The sequence below is a fragment of the Rhodococcus rhodochrous genome (assembly GCF_014854695.1).
Taxonomy (GTDB): domain Bacteria; phylum Actinomycetota; class Actinomycetes; order Mycobacteriales; family Mycobacteriaceae; genus Rhodococcus.
In genome coordinates this window covers 317,714-333,206 of the sequence record NZ_CP027557.1, presented here as the reverse complement: position 1 = coordinate 333,206, position 15,493 = coordinate 317,714, and the positions used below count along the sequence as shown (strand labels likewise).

17 protein-coding genes and 1 tRNA gene are annotated in these 15,493 nt (G+C 68.9%); 7 read left to right on the top strand and 11 right to left on the bottom strand.

The features are described 5' to 3' along the window. Positions 1–31: 31 nt before the first annotated feature. The 3 genes from C6Y44_RS01485 to C6Y44_RS01475 all read right to left on the bottom strand — a co-directional run bounded on the left by C6Y44_RS01485 (position 32) and on the right by C6Y44_RS01475 (position 3,590). A complete protein-coding gene (locus tag C6Y44_RS01485) occupies positions 32–2,368 on the bottom strand; it encodes an MMPL family transporter (RefSeq protein WP_159416942.1) in 2,337 nt (778 codons plus the stop codon). A gap of 67 nt (positions 2,369–2,435) precedes the next feature. Next, on the bottom strand, positions 2,436–3,029 hold the full coding sequence (locus tag C6Y44_RS01480) for an acyl-CoA-like ligand-binding transcription factor (protein WP_159416943.1): 594 nt from the start codon (positions 3,027–3,029) through the stop codon (positions 2,436–2,438). A 96-nt stretch (positions 3,030–3,125) separates the two neighbouring features. Then, positions 3,126–3,590, bottom strand: coding sequence for an RrF2 family transcriptional regulator (locus C6Y44_RS01475; protein WP_159416944.1), 465 nt, complete (start codon positions 3,588–3,590; stop codon positions 3,126–3,128). Positions 3,591–3,786: 196 nt separating this feature from the next. On the opposite strand from C6Y44_RS01475, the gene C6Y44_RS01470 reads away from it, so the two are divergent. Continuing rightward, positions 3,787–4,734: a sterol desaturase family protein gene (locus C6Y44_RS01470; RefSeq protein WP_159416945.1), complete on the top strand. Its 948-nt coding sequence runs from the start codon at positions 3,787–3,789 to the stop codon at positions 4,732–4,734. On the opposite strand, the gene C6Y44_RS01465 is transcribed toward C6Y44_RS01470, so the two are convergent. Continuing rightward, the gene (locus C6Y44_RS01465) at positions 4,715–5,401 is read right to left on the bottom strand and encodes a YceI family protein (protein WP_159416946.1); all 687 of its coding nucleotides are present in this window, start codon (positions 5,399–5,401) and stop codon (positions 4,715–4,717) included. The two genes, C6Y44_RS01470 and C6Y44_RS01465, sit on opposite strands and share 20 nt — an antisense overlap. Positions 5,402–5,410: 9 nt before the next feature. Further along, entirely contained in the window at positions 5,411–6,889 is a 1,479-nt protein-coding gene (locus C6Y44_RS01460; RefSeq protein ID WP_225623798.1) for an MFS transporter, read from the bottom strand. Between the two features lie 164 nt (positions 6,890–7,053). Here C6Y44_RS01460 and C6Y44_RS01455 point away from each other — a divergent pair, with 164 nt between their 5' ends. Both C6Y44_RS01455 and C6Y44_RS01450 read left to right on the top strand, forming a co-directional pair. After that, entirely contained in the window at positions 7,054–7,596 is a 543-nt protein-coding gene (locus C6Y44_RS01455; RefSeq protein WP_159416948.1) for a TetR family transcriptional regulator, read from the top strand. A 73-nt stretch (positions 7,597–7,669) separates the two neighbouring features. Then, positions 7,670–8,296 carry a maleylpyruvate isomerase family mycothiol-dependent enzyme gene (locus tag C6Y44_RS01450; RefSeq protein ID WP_159416949.1) on the top strand — a complete coding sequence of 209 codons (627 nt, stop codon included), beginning with the start codon at positions 7,670–7,672 and terminating at the stop codon, positions 8,294–8,296. A gap of 11 nt (positions 8,297–8,307) precedes the next feature. On the opposite strand, the gene C6Y44_RS01445 is transcribed toward C6Y44_RS01450, so the two are convergent. Further along, positions 8,308–8,811: a metallophosphoesterase family protein gene (locus C6Y44_RS01445; RefSeq protein ID WP_159416950.1), complete on the bottom strand. Its 504-nt coding sequence runs from the start codon at positions 8,809–8,811 to the stop codon at positions 8,308–8,310. A 60-nt stretch (positions 8,812–8,871) separates the two neighbouring features. Between C6Y44_RS01445 and C6Y44_RS01440 the strand changes: the two genes are divergently transcribed. Beyond that, on the top strand, positions 8,872–9,669 hold the full coding sequence (locus C6Y44_RS01440) for an SDR family oxidoreductase (protein WP_159416951.1): 798 nt from the start codon (positions 8,872–8,874) through the stop codon (positions 9,667–9,669). Positions 9,670–9,814: 145 nt separating this feature from the next. Continuing rightward, positions 9,815–10,360, top strand: a complete 546-nt coding sequence (locus tag C6Y44_RS01435) for a hypothetical protein (protein WP_159416952.1) — start codon at positions 9,815–9,817, stop codon at positions 10,358–10,360. On the opposite strand, the gene C6Y44_RS01430 is transcribed toward C6Y44_RS01435, so the two are convergent. From C6Y44_RS01430 to C6Y44_RS01415, 4 genes are all read right to left on the bottom strand, one after another. Beyond that, complete coding sequence (locus C6Y44_RS01430; protein WP_159416953.1) at positions 10,314–11,117, bottom strand: alpha/beta fold hydrolase; 804 nt, start codon at positions 11,115–11,117, stop codon at positions 10,314–10,316. The genes C6Y44_RS01435 and C6Y44_RS01430 overlap by 47 nt on opposite strands. Positions 11,118–11,368: 251 nt before the next feature. Then, positions 11,369–11,459: transfer RNA gene (locus tag C6Y44_RS01425), tRNA-Ser, on the bottom strand. A 46-nt stretch (positions 11,460–11,505) separates the two neighbouring features. Further along, entirely contained in the window at positions 11,506–11,982 is a 477-nt protein-coding gene (locus C6Y44_RS01420; RefSeq protein ID WP_159416954.1) for a nucleoside deaminase, read from the bottom strand. Then, the gene (locus C6Y44_RS01415; protein WP_202400029.1) at positions 11,983–12,543 is read right to left on the bottom strand and encodes a tRNA adenosine deaminase-associated protein; all 561 of its coding nucleotides are present in this window, start codon (positions 12,541–12,543) and stop codon (positions 11,983–11,985) included. 48 nt (positions 12,544–12,591) lie between these two features. Between C6Y44_RS01415 and C6Y44_RS01410 the strand changes: the two genes are divergently transcribed. Together C6Y44_RS01410 and C6Y44_RS01405 are read left to right on the top strand one after the other, a co-directional pair. Beyond that, positions 12,592–13,554 (top strand): prephenate dehydrogenase, encoded by a 963-nt coding sequence (locus tag C6Y44_RS01410; protein WP_026061281.1) that lies wholly within the window; start codon positions 12,592–12,594, stop codon positions 13,552–13,554. Further along, positions 13,542–14,888, top strand: a complete 1,347-nt coding sequence (locus C6Y44_RS01405; RefSeq protein WP_159416955.1) for an amidase — start codon at positions 13,542–13,544, stop codon at positions 14,886–14,888. The genes C6Y44_RS01410 and C6Y44_RS01405 overlap by 13 nt, the downstream gene beginning before the upstream one ends. On the opposite strand, the gene C6Y44_RS01400 is transcribed toward C6Y44_RS01405, so the two are convergent. After that, the gene (locus C6Y44_RS01400) at positions 14,885–15,484 is read right to left on the bottom strand and encodes a putative glycolipid-binding domain-containing protein (protein ID WP_080597685.1); all 600 of its coding nucleotides are present in this window, start codon (positions 15,482–15,484) and stop codon (positions 14,885–14,887) included. The genes C6Y44_RS01405 and C6Y44_RS01400 overlap by 4 nt on opposite strands. Between the last annotated feature and the right edge of the window lie 9 nt (positions 15,485–15,493).

The following is a 15,493-nucleotide window of genomic DNA, read 5'->3' as shown; positions in this document are numbered from 1 at the left end:
CCGCGTCGGTGCGTGGCCGCCCGGGGGTTCGTCATACTCGTGCGGATTCCGGTGCGGGCTCGGTGGCACCGAGCTCGCGAGTGAGCTTCTCGCCCTCGACGTCGACGTTCGGAAGGATCCGGTCGAGCCACTTCGGCAGCCACCACGCCTTGTCGCCGAGCAGCGCCATCACCGACGGGATGATGACCATGCGGACGATGAAGGCGTCGAAGAAGACCGCCGCCGCGAGTGCGAAACCGATCGACTTGATCAGCGAGTCCGGTTCGGCGATGAACGCCGCGAACACCGAGATCATGATGATCGCCGCTGCGCTCACCACGCGGGCGCCGTGCGCGAAACCGCTGCGGACGGCCTCGAGTGCGCTCGCGCCGTGCACGTAGTCCTCACGCATACGCGTCACCAGGAACACCTGGTAGTCCATCGCGAGACCGAAGACGACGCCGATGAGGATGATCGGCATGAAGCTCACGATGGGCTGCGGGTTGGCGATCAGGCCGCCCCAGCCCTCCTGGAAGACCGCGACGGTGGCACCGAAGGTCGCCAGGACGCTGAGCAGGAAGCCGAGGGTCGCGGTGAGCGGCACCAGGATCGAGCGGAACACCAGCATCAGCAGGATGAAGGCGAGGCCGACGACGACCGCGAGGTACGGAGCCAGTGCGCTCTGGAGGCTGTCGGAGACGTCGCCCTCGAGCGCGGTCTGGCCGGTCACGCCGTAGGACAGGCCGAACTCCTCGTTCAGCTCGGTCTCACCGTCGCGGATGCTCTGGACGAGGTCCATCGTCGCGGGATCGGTCGGGCCGCTGCGCGGGGTGACGAGGATCTGGGCGGTGTCGCCGGCCTCGTTCACCGCGACGATCTGGGCGTTGACGACCTCGTCGTGCTCGTACAGGGCCCCCACCACGGCGCCGAAGGCGACCGGCGGCTCCACCTCGGCGTCGCGGGCGTCGGCGACGACCACCAGCGGACCGTTGCGGCCGGGACCGAAGCCGTCGTCGACCAGTTCGTAAGCCTTACGGGCGCTGGTGGCGGGATCCGCGGTGGCCTCCGAGGGCAGCGCCAGCTGCAGGCCGGTGGCAGGCAGGGCGAGAGCGCCGAGGACGACCACGCCGCCGACGAGCGGGATCAGCGGGCGGCGCGTGAGGACGCCCACGAACTTGGCACCCGCGCCGGGGTTGTCCTCTCCGTGCTCGCGCTTGTTCAGGAACGGGATCCGGCCGGCGAAGGCCTTCTCACCGAACAGTCCGAGCACGGCGGGCAGCAGCGACACGGCGATGAGCACGGCCATGAGCACCGTGAACGCGGCGGCGTAACCCATCACCGACAGGAACGGGATGCCCACGACGCTCAGCGCCATGAGGGCGATGATGACCGTCAGGCCCGCGAAGACGACCGCGGAACCGGCGGTGCCCACGGCGCGTCCGGCGGCCTCGCCGCGATCCGAGGTGGCGGTGAGTTCGTGCCGGAACCGGGACACGATGAACAGGGAGTAGTCGATCGCCACGGCCAGGCCGATCATGATCGCCAGCGTCGGGGTCATCGAGCTGAGGTCGGCGAAGCCCGTGGCGATGGTGATGCCGAGGCTGCCGATGCCGACACCGACGAGTGCGGTGATCAGCGGAAGTCCGGCGGCGACGAGCGAACCGAAGGTCAGGGTGAGCACGATGGCGGCGATGCCGATGCCGATGAGCTCGGCGGTGCCACCGGGCATGGTCATCTCGGCGGCGGCCGTACCGCTGACCTCGACGGTCAGGCCGGCGTCACGGCCGATCTCGGCGGCGTCGAAGATCTGGTCGCGCAGGGCCTGGTCGACGTCGGTGATCTCGCCCTCGAACGGGACGGTGACGAAGCCGACGGTGCGGTCGGCGCTCAGCGGCGACAGGGCCTGGGCGTCGGACAGCGCAGTCTCTTCGGGGGTGCCCTGCTGCGCGGCGACGGCCTTCATCTGTTCGACGAGACCGGCGTCGGCGAGGACCGGGTTCACCAGTGCGCCGGCCTGTTCCTCCGGCGAGGCGGTGGCGGGATCGACCTTGGCGGGCGGTGAGACGCGGTCGATGCCACGGACTGCGGCGAGGACCTCGTCGACGGCGGCCAGGTTCCCCGGGTCGTCGAGCGTCTGCCCGTCGGGCGCGGCGAAGACGTACCGCGCGCTGAGCCCGTTCATCGGATCCTCGGTCGAGGGGAACCGCTCGGCCATGAGGTCCTGGGTCTTCTGCGCGGGGGTGCCCGGAAGCGTGAACGCGTCAGTGGTGGGCCCGGACAGAGTCGCTGCACCGACCCCGAAGAGCACGAGCAGCGCGATCCAGAAGGACAGCACTGCGCCCTTCCGTCTGTGGGCGAACTTGCCCAGCCGGTACAGGTAGGTCGCCACGGGGCACCCTTTCTATGTCGGAAGATCCTGGTGGGGTCGGATGGTCGGAACGGGCAGAGGTCCGGGGTCAGGAGAATCCGCGTCGGAGCTGGTCGAACGCCTCGCGGATCAGCTCTTCGACCGACCTGTCCGTCGTCCCGGTCGCGTGTGTCTCCATGGCCGCGCGCACGGCGCCCATGGCGGCGTAGTTCAGCAGCGAGGGATACAGATCGGCGTCGGGGTCGGTGCCGGTGCGTTCGGCGATGATCTCGACGAGCAACTGCGACGAGCGCCGCTCGACCTCGATCTGCCGGGACAGCAGCACATTGCTCTCCTCGAGCAGGGTGATGCACGCGACGATTTCGTCGAACGGCCAGGCAGGGTTCTGCACGACGTCCAGGGCCACCGTGAGCAGCGAGTCCATGATGTCCTCGTCGGCGGGACGATCGCGCAGCAGGTCGATCCACTCCTCGACCCGGGTCTCGAGATAGGCGAGGACGGCGTCTTCCTTACTGGCGAAGTAGTTGTGGAAGGTGCGGGTCGAGACGTCCGCGCGCGCTGCGATCGCATCGGCCGTCACGGCGGACAGACCGTGTTCGCGGGCCAGTTCGGCCGCGGCGGTCGCGAGAGCCGCGCGAGTGGCTGCCTTCTTGCGGTCGCGCAGGCCGGGAGTGATGGTCACTTCATCCAAGGTACCGATTTTGCAGAGCTCTGTAAGTTTGCAGAGTTGTGCAAAGTTATGACATCGCCCACAGGCGATCCCGGCCTATCGCGGGTTTCACACCCGGCGACGCTCCCAGGCCCCCGGATCCTTCGTGAGATCCTCCACGAAACCGGGGAGGCCTCCCGTGACGACGTCCGCGAGCGACACCTCTTCGAGCACGGCGCGCAGGTTCACACGCACGGCGATCCACACGTCCTGCAGTCGTTCGGCGGCCCCGCTGTAGACGACGTCCTCGGGCCGCTCGCCGCGCACCGACGCCAACGGCCCCTCGACCGTGCGGATGATGTCGGCGATGGAGATCTCGGCCGCGGGTCGCGCGAGCCAGTAACCGCCCTCCGGTCCCCGCCGGCTGTTCACCAGCCCGCCACGACGCAGGTCGGCGAGAACCGCCTCGAGGAATTTGTGCGGGATGTTCTGCGCCGTCGCGAGGGTCTCCGCCTTCGTCAGGCGACCGTCCTCGATCGCCGCGAGTTCGAGCAGGGTCCGCACGGCGTAGTCGACCCTCGCGGTGATGTGCATGCCATGCCTCTCGCGCTGCCTGATGTCGTCGACCGGCCCGTCTCGACGGGACGGGTCAATTCCTACCAGCAATACCGGACCACCCGGAATCGTGCGGACGCGAGTCGCGACCCGGGTCGCACGGCAGGGCTCTGGTGATCCATGCCACACCAGCGGTAACGTGGACGGTTGTTCACAGCTATCGGAGGTCGTTGCGATGTGGGAAACCCTGCAGGAATCGTGGGGGTCGCTGCTCGACCCCCTCCACGATCCGGTGACCCTGGCGATTCCCGCCTTCCTCACCTTCCTGATCCTCGAATGGATCGCGGCCCGCACCCTCGAACACGTCGAACCGGGCCCCGACGGACGCGCCCATCCGCCGCGCGGCGGCTACGAGAAGCGGGACGCGCGCGCGAGCATCTCGATGGGTCTGGTCTCCATCGTCACGAGCGCCGCCTGGAAGGTACTGGCCCTCGTCGGATACTCGGCCCTGTGGGTCTACGTCGCGCCCTGGCACCTGCCCGCCGACGCCTGGTACACGTGGGTGATCCTGCTCGTCGGCATCGACGTCCTCTGGTACTGGTACCACCGGATGGCGCACCGTGTCCGCCTGGTCTGGGCGACCCACCAGGCGCACCACTCGAGCGAGTACTTCAACTACGCGACCGCGCTGCGCCAGAAGTGGAACAACAGCGGCGAGATCATCATGTGGCTGCCGCTCCCCCTGATCGGCATCCCGCCGTGGATGGTCTTCGTCGGCTTCTCCGTCAGCCTCGTCTACCAGTTCTTCGTGCACACCGAGCGGGTCGGCAAGCTCCCCCGCCCGATCGAGTTCGTGTTCAACACGCCGTCGCACCATCGGGTGCACCACGGCTCCGATCCCGACTATCTCGACCGCAACTACGCCGGCATCCTCATCATCTGGGACCGGATGTTCGGAACCTTCAAGGCCGAGGACCACCGTCCCACCTACGGGCTCACCAAGCCTGTCGGCACGTACAACATCTGGGACCTGCAGACGCACGAGTACCGGGCGATCGCCCGCGACTGGCGTACGGCCGGGACGTTCCGCGACAAGCTCGGTTACGCCTTCGGCCCGCCCGGCTGGGCGCCGAAGCAGACCCACGCGGAGGAGACCGAGAACGTCAGTTCTGCTCGAGCGTGACGAGGAAGTCGACGCTGCCCGCGCCGTCGACCGTCACGAATCCGAGGTTCGGCGGCTCCACGCCGTAGTCGGTCCAGGTGGTGGGGATGCTGCCCGACGCCACGAGTCGCTCGCCCGTGCGCAGGACGTCGACGTCGACGGTCACGGGTCGTTCGGCACCGCGCAGAGTGAGCGTGCCGGTCGCGGTGACGGTACCGATGCTGCCGTCGTCGGGCAGGGTCGACAGGTCCACCGGCTCGGTGAGCGCGAACGTCGCCGTCGGGTGCGTCGCGGTGTCCATGACCCGGGTGCGGAACTGGTTGTCGCGCTGGCCGCTGTCGGTGGTGATGCCCTCGACCTGCACGACGACCTCGGCGGCCTCGAGGGTGCCGTCGGTGACGGTCGCCGAACCGGAGACCTGATCGGTGCTGCCGACCACGGTGACGTCGGCACCACGCAGGATCTCGTGCACGGTGTAACCGGCGGCGGTGCGGTTGGGTTCGGCACCCTCGACGACGGTCCACTCCCCGTCGAGCTCGCCGGTCGCGGCTTCGGCACCCTCGGTCGAGACGGACGCGGCAGGTGCGTCGTCCTCGGCGATGAACGTCCCGTAGACCCATGGGGCAACGAAGAAGCCGAGCAGCGCCACGACCACGACGGCGACGAGCGCCCACACCAGTTTCCGCATTCTGCAAATTTAAACGATCTCGGATTCCGTGTGGGGTGCTACGTCACGGCACGGGCGCAGCGTGAACCACGCGATTCCGGCGGAGGCGATCATGAGCACCACGCCGATCCCCGAGGTGATGGTGACGCCGCTGTCGAACGCCGATCCCGCGGCAGCGAGCAACGCGTCGGCCCGGTCGACGGGCAGGGTCTCGGCCACGGCGTGGGCACCACCGAGTGTCTCGCGGGCGGCCTGCGCCTGCTCCGAGCTCAGCCCGGCAGGGAGCAGCAGGTGCGCGCTGTAGGACGCGGAGAGCACCGACCCGAGGATCGCCGTACCGAGCACGGCACCCATCTCGTAGGCCGTCTCCGACACCGCCGACGCGGCACCGGCCTTCGCCGGCGGGACGCTGGAGACGATGAGGTCGTTCGACAACGTCTCCGCCGCTCCGATACCCGCGCCGAGCACCGCGAACGCCACGATGATCGGTGCGAGCGCCGACGGTGAGGCCAGCAGGAACACCAGCGCGTAGCCGGTCGCCGAGAGCAGGAGCGCGCAGACGATGATCGACGACGGCTGCACCCACCGCACGAGCACGACCACCGACATCCCGGCCACGACCATCACCGCCAGTCCCGGGACCAGGCTCAGTCCGGCCTCCATCGGGCTCTGTCCGATCACGAGTTGCAGATGCTGGGACACGAAGAACAGGAAGCCCACGAGGGAGACGACGGACAGCAGGTTCACCGCGACGGCACCGGAGAAGGTGGGTACGCGAAACAGACGGACGTCGAGCATCGGATTCGGGCGACGCAGCTGCCGGCGCACGAAGGCGACGAGCGCGACCACCCCGACCACGGCCGGGACGATGACGACGGCACCGATGCCGCTGTCGGCGATCTTCTTGACAGCGAAGACGATCGGGGCGAGGGCCAGCATCGACAGTGCGATACTGACGACGTCGATGCGGCCCGGATTCGGGTCCTTCGACTCGGGAACGAACATCGGCGCGAGCACGAGCAGCGGAATCAGTACCGGCACCGCCAGCAGGAAGACCGAACCCCACCAGGCATGTTCGAGGAGGAACCCGCCCACGATCGGCCCCAGCGCGGCACCCGCTGCGAAGCACGAGGCCCAGATCGCGATGGCGAGGCGACGTTGGCCGGCGTCGAGGAAGATGTTGCGCAGCAACGACAGCGTCGACGGCATGAGCATGGCCCCGAAGAAGCCGAGCACGCCGCGTGCCGTCACGAGCAGTTCCGCGGAGGGCGCATAGGCCGCGGCCACCGAGACGGCGGCGAAGCCGGTCGCGCCGATAAGCAGCAACCGGCGCCGTCCGATGCGGTCGCCGAGGCTGCCCATCGCCACCAGCAGGCCCGCGAGCACCAGCGGATAGATGTCGATGATCCACAGCTGTTGTGCGGCGGTGGGCTGCAGTGCGGACGAGATCCCGGGCAGCGCGAACGCAAGGACGGTGTTGTCCACCGACACGAGCAGCACGGGGAGCATGAGCACCGCGAGGGCGACCCAGTCCCGAGGAGCCGCCTTCCTCACGATGGGTTCCGAAACAGGCACAGATGTCGCCACGGATATCGAACTTTCGCGAGAGAGGAATCGAACCCTCGTTACTGTACCAGCTGGACGGTACAGTAACGACGTCGTACGATCGGGCCGTGCCACCCGCCCCAGCCGCCCGCGCCAAACTTCTCGACGCCTTCGTGACGATCCTGCTCGAGCAGGGCGAACGGGCCGCGACCCTCGAGGCCGTCGCCGCGGCCGCCGGCGTCTCGAAAGGTGGCCTGCTCTACCACTTCCCGTCGAAGGATGCTCTGGTCGAAGGTCTCGCCGAGCACGTCGAAGCGCTCGGCGCCGAGGACGTCGAACGCATGTGTGCGGCTCCCGAAGGGCCGGCGGCGTACTACATCCGCACCTCGGTCTTCGCCGACACCCCGATCGACCGGGCCATCGTCGCCCTGACCCGCCTGAGCCAGACCGCGAACCCGCGCGCCCAGCAGGCACTGCGCCACATCCACCAGGGTTGGTTCGACGCCCTCGCGGAGGAGGTCACCGACCCCGCGGCAGCACGCGCGGTGGCACTCATCGGCGACGGCCTCTACTACGGTGCCGCCATGTCGGGCGAGACGAGCACGACGCCGCCCGAGGATGTCGACGAACTCCTGAAGGTCGTGCGGAAATTGATCGGCCCGGGCGACTGAGTTCGGGGAGGTTGTGTGCGTCCGTTCGCGAAAAAACGAACACAACCTCCCTCGAATCGCCTACCTTGTGGCCATGACCGGGTCCGTCCTGGCGATGGCCCACGACGAGCGCGCCGACCTCGCCGATCTCCTGGAGACACTGTCGCCGGAACAGTGGGAACACCCGAGCCTCTGTGAGGGGTGGACGGTGCGGGACGTCGTCGCCCACATGATCAGCTACGAGGAGCACGGACCTCGCGACCTGGTGCGACGACTGGCGGCCACCCGATTCCGCCCGTGGAAACTCAACGAGGCCGCACTCGCCGACTATGCGGACCTCGGACCCGACGAACTCGTCCGGTTTCTGCGGAACCACCTCGATCCGCAGGGATCCACCGCAGCGCTGGGTGGTCGCGTCGGTCTCGTCGACGCCCTCATCCACCACCAGGACATCCGACGACCACTCGGCCTCGCCCGCACGGTGCCTGCCGAGCGTCTGCGTGTCGCGTTGCCGTTCGCCGTCACCGCGTTACCTCTGCGTGGATTCTGGAAGGCCCGCGGCGTGCGGCTCGTCACGACCGACCTCGGCTGGTCGCGGGGACGGGGTCCCGAAGCCGCAGGTCCGGGAGAAGCAGTGCTCATGACCATGGCGGGACGACGAGGGATCGCGCGCGAGCTGACCGGGCCGGGTGCCACAATCCTTGCCGACCGGCTGGGCTGAGCGTCCCGGTGTCAGCCCTTCTTCGGAAGCCGATGCAGTTCGACGTCGCGGAGCACGCCGGCGTCGATCGTCGCGGTCATGTAGGTGCAGTACGGCTGCCGACGCCGGTCGGTGGGTGAACCCGGGTTGAGCAGGCGCAACCCGCTCGGCGCGGTCGTGTCCCAGGGGATGTGCGAGTGGCCGAAGACGAGGACGTCGGTGTCGGAGTAGGCCGCGGCCATCCGCTTGTCGCGCCCGGTCGACGCCCCGGTCTCGTGCACCACCGCGACGCGCACACCGTCGAGGGTCACCCGCGCGACCTCCGGCAGCCGTTCCCGCAGGAGCGGACCGTCGTTGTTGCCCCAGCACGCGACCAGCTGCCGGGACCGCTCTTCCAGCGCGTCGAGCAGCGCCACGTCCATCCAGTCGCCCGCGTGGATCACCACGTCCGCACGATCCACCTCGTCCCACACCTGCGGCGGCAGGTCGCGGGCGCGCGTCGGTACGTGGGTGTCGGCGAGCAGCAGCAGACGCATGGGCCCCAGTCTGCCGTGGGTTCGCAGTGTGCCGCGGGCGCTCATGGGTAACCACGACGCATGACCACTCCAGCTCACGACAGACTCGCCATCGTCACCGGCGCCGACTCCGGCATGGGCAAGGCGACCGCCGAACTGCTCGCCGCCGAGGGGTTCGACGTCGGCATCACCTTCCACACCGACGAGGCCGGGGCCGAGGACACCCGTGCCGCGGTCGAACAGCGCGGACAGCGATGTTTCGTGGCCCGGCAGGACCTGACCAGCCCGGACACCGCCGACGTGATCGACGAACTCGCCGGGAAACTCGGCGGTCTCGGGGTGCTCGTCAACAACGCCGGCACCGGACACCGCGACGAGGTGCTCGACCTGTCCTTCGAACGGTGGCGGGAGATGCTCTCCACCGACCTCGACGGCCCGTTCCTGTGCTCCCAGCGCGCCGCGCGACACATGATCGACTCCGGTCGCGGTGGACGCATCGTCAACATCACGAGCGTCCACGAACACATCCCCCGCTACGGGGCCTCCGCCTACTGCACGGCGAAGGCCGGGCTCGGCATGCTCACGCAGTGCCTCGCCCTCGAATGGGCCCGCTACGGCATCACGGTCAACTCGGTGGCTCCCGGTGAGATTTCCACGCCCATGACCGGCATGGACGAATCCGAGGCTTTCCACGAGGAGCGACCGGGCAACCCCACCGGACGTCCCGGGCACGTCAACGAGGTCGCCTCCGTCGTCGCCTTCCTCGCGTCCCCACGCTCGTCGTACCTGACGGGGCGCTCGATCCCCGTCGACGGTGGCCTCATGTTGATGGCCGCGCACGGACACGACATGAACGACGGGAGTTGGCGCGAACTCTGACGACGACCGGCCACCCATCCGCTAGCGTCCACAGGCGGATCGGTGGTCGACTCGGAGTTGGGGGAACTGGATGCGCACGACACCGCCTGCGGAGCGATTCGGACCGGGAACGGCGAGGGGTTACCGAGCGACCTATCGTCCCGAGGTGTGGGGAGCGTTGATCGGCGCGGGTGGTGCGTCGGCCTTCATGCTCGTGAACGGTGCCGCTCTGGGAACACCGTGGGTCTGGATCGTCGCGGCCGGGTGGGTCTGCGCCATCGTTGTTTTCGCGTGGGCCGTGCTCGTTCGGCCGCGGAGTTTCGAGCAGTTGGAGCCGCCCTCGAAGCAGGCGTCGACGATCTACTTCGTGTCGGTCGTGGCCATGGTCGTGCTGATCGTCGGTGGCGCACGTCTTCTCGCGTCGCTCGATCGTTCGGAACTGACGGTCGCGTGGGTGGTCTGTGTCGTCGGTGCGCATTTCGTTCCGTTCGCACGGGCCTTCGGCCGCGCGATGTTCCGGGTCATGGGCTGGGGAATGCTGGTGATCGGAATCGTCGGTCTGGCGGGCGGTTTCGCAGCCTCGGCCGTTGCAGCGGTCGCCGGCGTCGCGGCGGGGTTGTGGATGTTCGCCGTGATGGTCGCCGACGCTGTCGGCCGACCTCTCGTCAACGGGCGTCGGTCCGGCTCCACAGTTCGTCGAGCGCCTCGTTGACAGTTTCCGGCTGCTGGACGTGCGGGTAGAAGCCGGGAACCTCGAGTAGTTCTCCATCGATCCGGTTTGCGACGACCCGCGCCGTGATCGTCAGCGGATCTCCCGCCAGTCGCTTGTACTCGTCGGGTGCGCCCGCCCAGTCACCGATGACGACGAGCTTCGGCCACGGCGCCGCCGCGAGCGGCTCGAGGGGGATGTCGGCGTCCCAGCAAGGCCTCTCCCGCATCGACGTCGCCGCTGCGCGTAGCCGCTTCGGGGTGGGTTCCGCCGGTGGCATGCCGACGCTCTCCGTGGTGAGACGCAGATAGTCCTCCGCAGTGAGCTCGGGCGGGAGCGCTGCCTGGGACGCGCGGGCGCGGGCGAGGTTCTCGGCGACGACCGGTTCGCTCTCCGCGACCTTCAGGCACCCGGGCTGGATCAGGCACAACGAACGCACCAGGTCCGGCCGTTCCGCCGCCGCGAGCATCGCTGCGACCGCACCGTACGAATGTCCGACGAGATGGGCACCGTCACCGAGCAGTTCGACGATGTCGGCGGCATCCACCTCGTAGTCGGTGCGATGGGCCCCGTCGAGATCCGGCGAGTTACCGTGCCCGCGACGGTCCATCAGGATCAGCCGACGTGACGCCCCCAAGGGCCGTTGCCGACCGAATCCGTAGGTCTCGTCGTCTCCCCAAGCCAGCACCCCGTGCACGAGAACGGCCGGTGGGACGTCGGATTCGGCAGGTCCGACGAGCGTCGAGCTGGCGCGAGCCACTGTTCCCCCTTCCGATTGCGAGCATGCAGGCGCGAACCTATCGGAAGACCTGGGCGGACGCAGGCAGCCCGACCCACACTCCCTCAGGCGCACCTCGTCGCCTCTCCCAGTCATTCGCTACAGCTTTCGCTATCCGCTACCGCAATTGCCGCAGCGGATGGCAAAAGCCGTAGCGAATGATTCGGAGCTCCCGGCGTCGACCTCCAGACATGAGAAAAGCCCCTCACCTGCCTGAACAGGTGAGGGGCTTCTGGCGGTGGCGGTGGGATTTGAACCCACGGACGGGGGTTACCCGTCACGCGCTTTCGAGGCGCGCTCCTTCGGCCGCTCGGTCACGCCACCGCTGACGACTCTAGCGGATTGCATGCCTCATCCCGAAATCGCCTGGTCACAGCTCCGCTGCTGGACCTCGGTGTTCCCGGAAGAACGCTTCGAGCACCGACGCGCACTCCGCTTCGAGCACACCGCCGCGCACTTCGGGGCGGTGTGTGAGGCGCCGGTCGCGCACCACGTCCCACAGCGACCCGACGGCACCCGTCTTCGGTTCCCACGCCCCGAAGACCACCCGCGACACCCGGGAGAGCACCAGCGCACCCGCGCACATCGTGCAGGGCTCGAGGGTCACGGCGAGGGTTGCGCCCTCGAGACGCCATCCGTCGCCGTAGACCTGCGCTGCCGCGCGCAGAGCGAGCACCTCGGCGTGCGCGGTGGGGTCGCCGGTGGCCTCGCGGGAGTTCGCCGCCCGCGCGATCTCGGTGCCGTCCGGCCCGAACACCACCGCGCCCACCGGTACATCACCGGCGGGCGCGGCAGCGGCGGCCTCCAGCGCGACCCGGATCAATGCCTCGTCGTCGCGCAGCCCCATCTAACGGAGCTTGTCCAGGGTGTTACCCAGGACGTCGTCGAAACCGAGCCGCTGCGCGATCTCGTCGAGCTGCTCGTCGGGATACAGGTCGGTCTCCGACAGGATCACCGAGAGCACCGGCTCGGGCAGGCCCATGTCGGCCAGGATGCCGAGGTCGCCCTCCTCCCACGGCTCGATGTCGTCGAGTTCGTCGGGATCGATGTCGGGGATCTCGATGTTCAGCGCATCGAGGACGTCGGCGGCGATGTCGTAGTCGACGGCCATCGTCGCGTCGGACAGCAGCAACCTCGTTCCCGCAGGTGCGGGACGCACGATGATGAAGAACTCGTCGTCCACGTTCAGCAGACCGAACACTGCGCCGGAGCTTCTCAGCTCCCGCAACTCGGTCACTGCGGTATCGAGACTCGTCAGTGCGGCACCGGACAACGCCCGGCACTTCCAACGACCTTCCTCCCGCGTCACGGCGACGGCGAAGCCGTCGAGGTCGTCGCTCGAATTCCCGGCGGTGTTCCCGCTCTGGGTCACGGAAGGGCTCTTGTTCCCTACACGCTGTGCAGCCATGGGCGCAACGGTAGTCGGCCACGTCCGGTGAATGAAGCCCAGCACGGGATATGCCAACCTGATGAGGTGTCCTCAGCCGTCTCTTCCCCGCCCGTCTGTGTCCTCGGCCTCGGTCTGATCGGTGGTTCGCTGCTGCGTGCCGCCGCGGCGACCGGAAGGCAGGCGTGGGGTTACAACAGGTCGTCGCAGGCCGTGGAGGCCGCCGTCGCCGACGGCTTCGACGCGTCCACCGACCTCTCGGCCACGCTGCGTCGCGCCGCCGACACCGACGCCCTGGTGGTGATCGCGGTGCCGATGCCGGCGGTGGGCAGCATCCTCGAGGCGGTGGCCGAGCACGCCCCCGACGTCGCACTCACCGACGTGGTGAGCATCAAGGCGGAAGTGGCCGCTGTCGTCGCCGCTCACGGCCTGTCGCGACGTTTCGTGGGTGGACACCCCATGGCGGGTACGGCGGAGTCCGGCTGGACCGCTGGGACCGCCGACCTGTTCCGCGATGCGGTGTGGGTGGTGACCGTCGACGACGGCACCGATCCCGAGGTGTGGCGGCAGGTCGCCGACCTCGCGCTCGACTGTGGCTCCGTCGTCGTGCCCGCCGAGTCCCGGGAGCACGACGCGGCGGTCGCGCGGGTCTCCCACCTCCCCCATCTCCTTGCCGAAGCATTGGCCCTGTCGGGCGCCGGAGGTGGCGATCTCGCGCTCGGTCTCGCTGCCGGCTCGTTCCGGGACGGCACGCGGGTCGCGGCGACGGCACCGGCCCTGGTGGACGCGATGTGTGAGGGCAACGCCGAGGCCCTGCTGGTCGCGCTGGACGAGACGCTCGAGGTGCTGGGGACGGCCCGGGAGCAGCTGGCCGACCGCAGCACCTCCGAACTCACCCGCGCCGGTCATGCGGCGCGGACCCGCTACGAACAGCGCCGCCGCGACCCGATCGTCGGCATTCAGCCCGGCGACGACGGCTGGGTCGAGGCATTCCGCGAGGCCGGACGACGCGGTGGGGTGTGGACGCGATGAACCTCCGCGACATCGCCTCGGCGCTGACCACCGGCAAGACGACCCCGACCGAGCACGTCCGCTCGGTTCTCGCCGAACTCGACGCCCTCGCCGGGACCCCCTGGGAGAACGCCGTCGCCGCCCGCAACGACGAAGCAGCGCTCGAAGCCGCAGCCCTCGCCGACGAGCAGATCGCCGCCGGGAACTGGATCGGCCCCCTGCACGGCGTCGCGGTCGCGGTGAAGGACAACATCGACGTCGCCGGGTTCCCCACCCGCTGCGGCAGCGCGGTCCTCGCCGACGCTTCCCCGGCCCGGCGCGACGCTCGTGTCATCGAGAAGCTCCGCGAAGCCGGAGCCATCGTGGTGGCGAAGACCCACCTCCACGAGTTCGCCTACGGGCCCACCGGGTTGATCAATGCGTCCGGAGCGGCCTCCCACCCCCACAACCCGGATCTGATCAGCGGTGGTTCGTCGTCGGGCTCCGCAGTGCTGGTCGCGAGGGGCGTCGTGCCCGTCGCGCTGGGAACCGACACCGGCTGCAGCGTCCGCACCCCGGCGGCGCTGTGCGGGATCGTCGGATTCAAGCCGGGCTTCGGTGCTCTTCCCGAGCAGGGCGTGTTCCCGCTGTCGACGACCTTCGACCATGTCGGTCTGCTCGCCGCCGATGCCCTGGACGCCTCGCTCGCGTGGGGCGCCGTGCCGGGCATCGCGCACCTGCGCACCCCGGTCTCCGAACTGCGCATCGGACGCCTGCGGGGTGGCATCTGGGATCTGTCGTCCGTCTTCGACGAGGCCGTCGAGACGGCGTGCCGCACCCTCACGGATCTGGGCGTCCGCGTCGTCGACGTGGAACTGCCCGAGACCGACGAGATGCTCGAGCTGTATCCCGTGGTCACCGGATCGGAAGCGTACGAGACACATCGCTCCTGGTTCGAAGCCGATCCCGACCGCTACCAGCCTCCGACGGCCGCTCTGCTCGCCGCGCAACGCGACCGGCCGGCCTACGAGTACATCCACGCGGCCCGGGCGGTCGCGCGACTGCGTCACGACGTCGTGCACCGCCTCCGCACCGTGGACAAGCTCGACGCGCTGATCACCGTCACCACCGGCGTGCGTTCGGCGCCGCTGACGAGCGATCCCGTCGAGCTGCGCGCACCGCTGCTGCAGATGTGCATCCCGTTCAGCGTCCTCGGTGTCCCGGCCGTCTCGGTGCCGGCCCCGGACGGTGGGTCGTCGCCGGTCGGACTCCAGATCGTCGGCCTCACCGGCGGCACGCACGGGCACGGCAGCCACCCTGCCGAATCGGCCGCGTTCGCCGTGGCCATGGCGGTGGAGGCGTCGGGACAGCCCTAGATGCGGGAGGCGAGTCCTCGGTACTCGAGGACGAAGCCGTCCTCGTCGACGGTCACCGACGACGAAGAACGCGGCGACAGCACGTGGATGCCGTCGGACGCACTGCTGTAGACGACCGTGGCCTCCTCGATGCTGAGATCGATGAGGTTGACGTAGACGACGGGCACCTCCACGTCGTCGGCTCCGGCCTGCAGGTCGTGCCGGCGGATGGGCAGGGCGTTGAAGAACGGACTGAACACCACATCGACGTCGAGTGCCCCACCGAAGGTGGACCGCTGATGGTCGATGCCGTTGTCGGACATCCAGATGCCCTCTTCGGACCGGGTGAGGGACATGTGCCGCTCACCCGAAGCGAGGGTGGTGCGCACCGACAATCGGCGGGTGACACCGTTCTCGTCCGTCACCAGGTCGTACGACGCGCTGAAGGCCGGATGGTCGGTGCTCTCCGCACCCACGATGCGACCGGACGCCTTGATACGGCGGCCGGAGAGCTGTACTCGTACCGACTCCATCCGAGACACATCGGCCGCACGCCACGTGAGTAGCGCGGGCCACGTCGACGCGGAACCGGTGGCGTCAGAGGCTGGGGTGCTCACGGTCTATAC

Coding starts and splice junctions, on each gene's coding strand:
- C6Y44_RS01475 (WP_159416944.1), bottom strand. CDS start 3,590: ATGCACATCACCGCGAGGGTCGACTACGCCGTGCGGACCCTGCTCGAA.
- C6Y44_RS01470 (WP_159416945.1), top strand. CDS start 3,787: ATGTGGGAAACCCTGCAGGAATCGTGGGGGTCGCTGCTCGACCCCCTC.
- C6Y44_RS01465 (WP_159416946.1), bottom strand. CDS start 5,401: ATGCGGAAACTGGTGTGGGCGCTCGTCGCCGTCGTGGTCGTGGCGCTG.
- C6Y44_RS01460 (WP_225623798.1), bottom strand. CDS start 6,889: ATGCTCCCCGTGCTGCTCGTGTCGGTGGACAACACCGTCCTTGCGTTC.
- C6Y44_RS01450 (WP_159416949.1), top strand. CDS start 7,670: ATGACCGGGTCCGTCCTGGCGATGGCCCACGACGAGCGCGCCGACCTC.
- C6Y44_RS01445 (WP_159416950.1), bottom strand. CDS start 8,811: ATGCGTCTGCTGCTGCTCGCCGACACCCACGTACCGACGCGCGCCCGC.
- C6Y44_RS01440 (WP_159416951.1), top strand. CDS start 8,872: ATGACCACTCCAGCTCACGACAGACTCGCCATCGTCACCGGCGCCGAC.
- C6Y44_RS01420 (WP_159416954.1), bottom strand. CDS start 11,982: ATGGGGCTGCGCGACGACGAGGCATTGATCCGGGTCGCGCTGGAGGCC.
- C6Y44_RS01415 (WP_202400029.1), bottom strand. CDS start 12,543: ATGGCTGCACAGCGTGTAGGGAACAAGAGCCCTTCCGTGACCCAGAGC.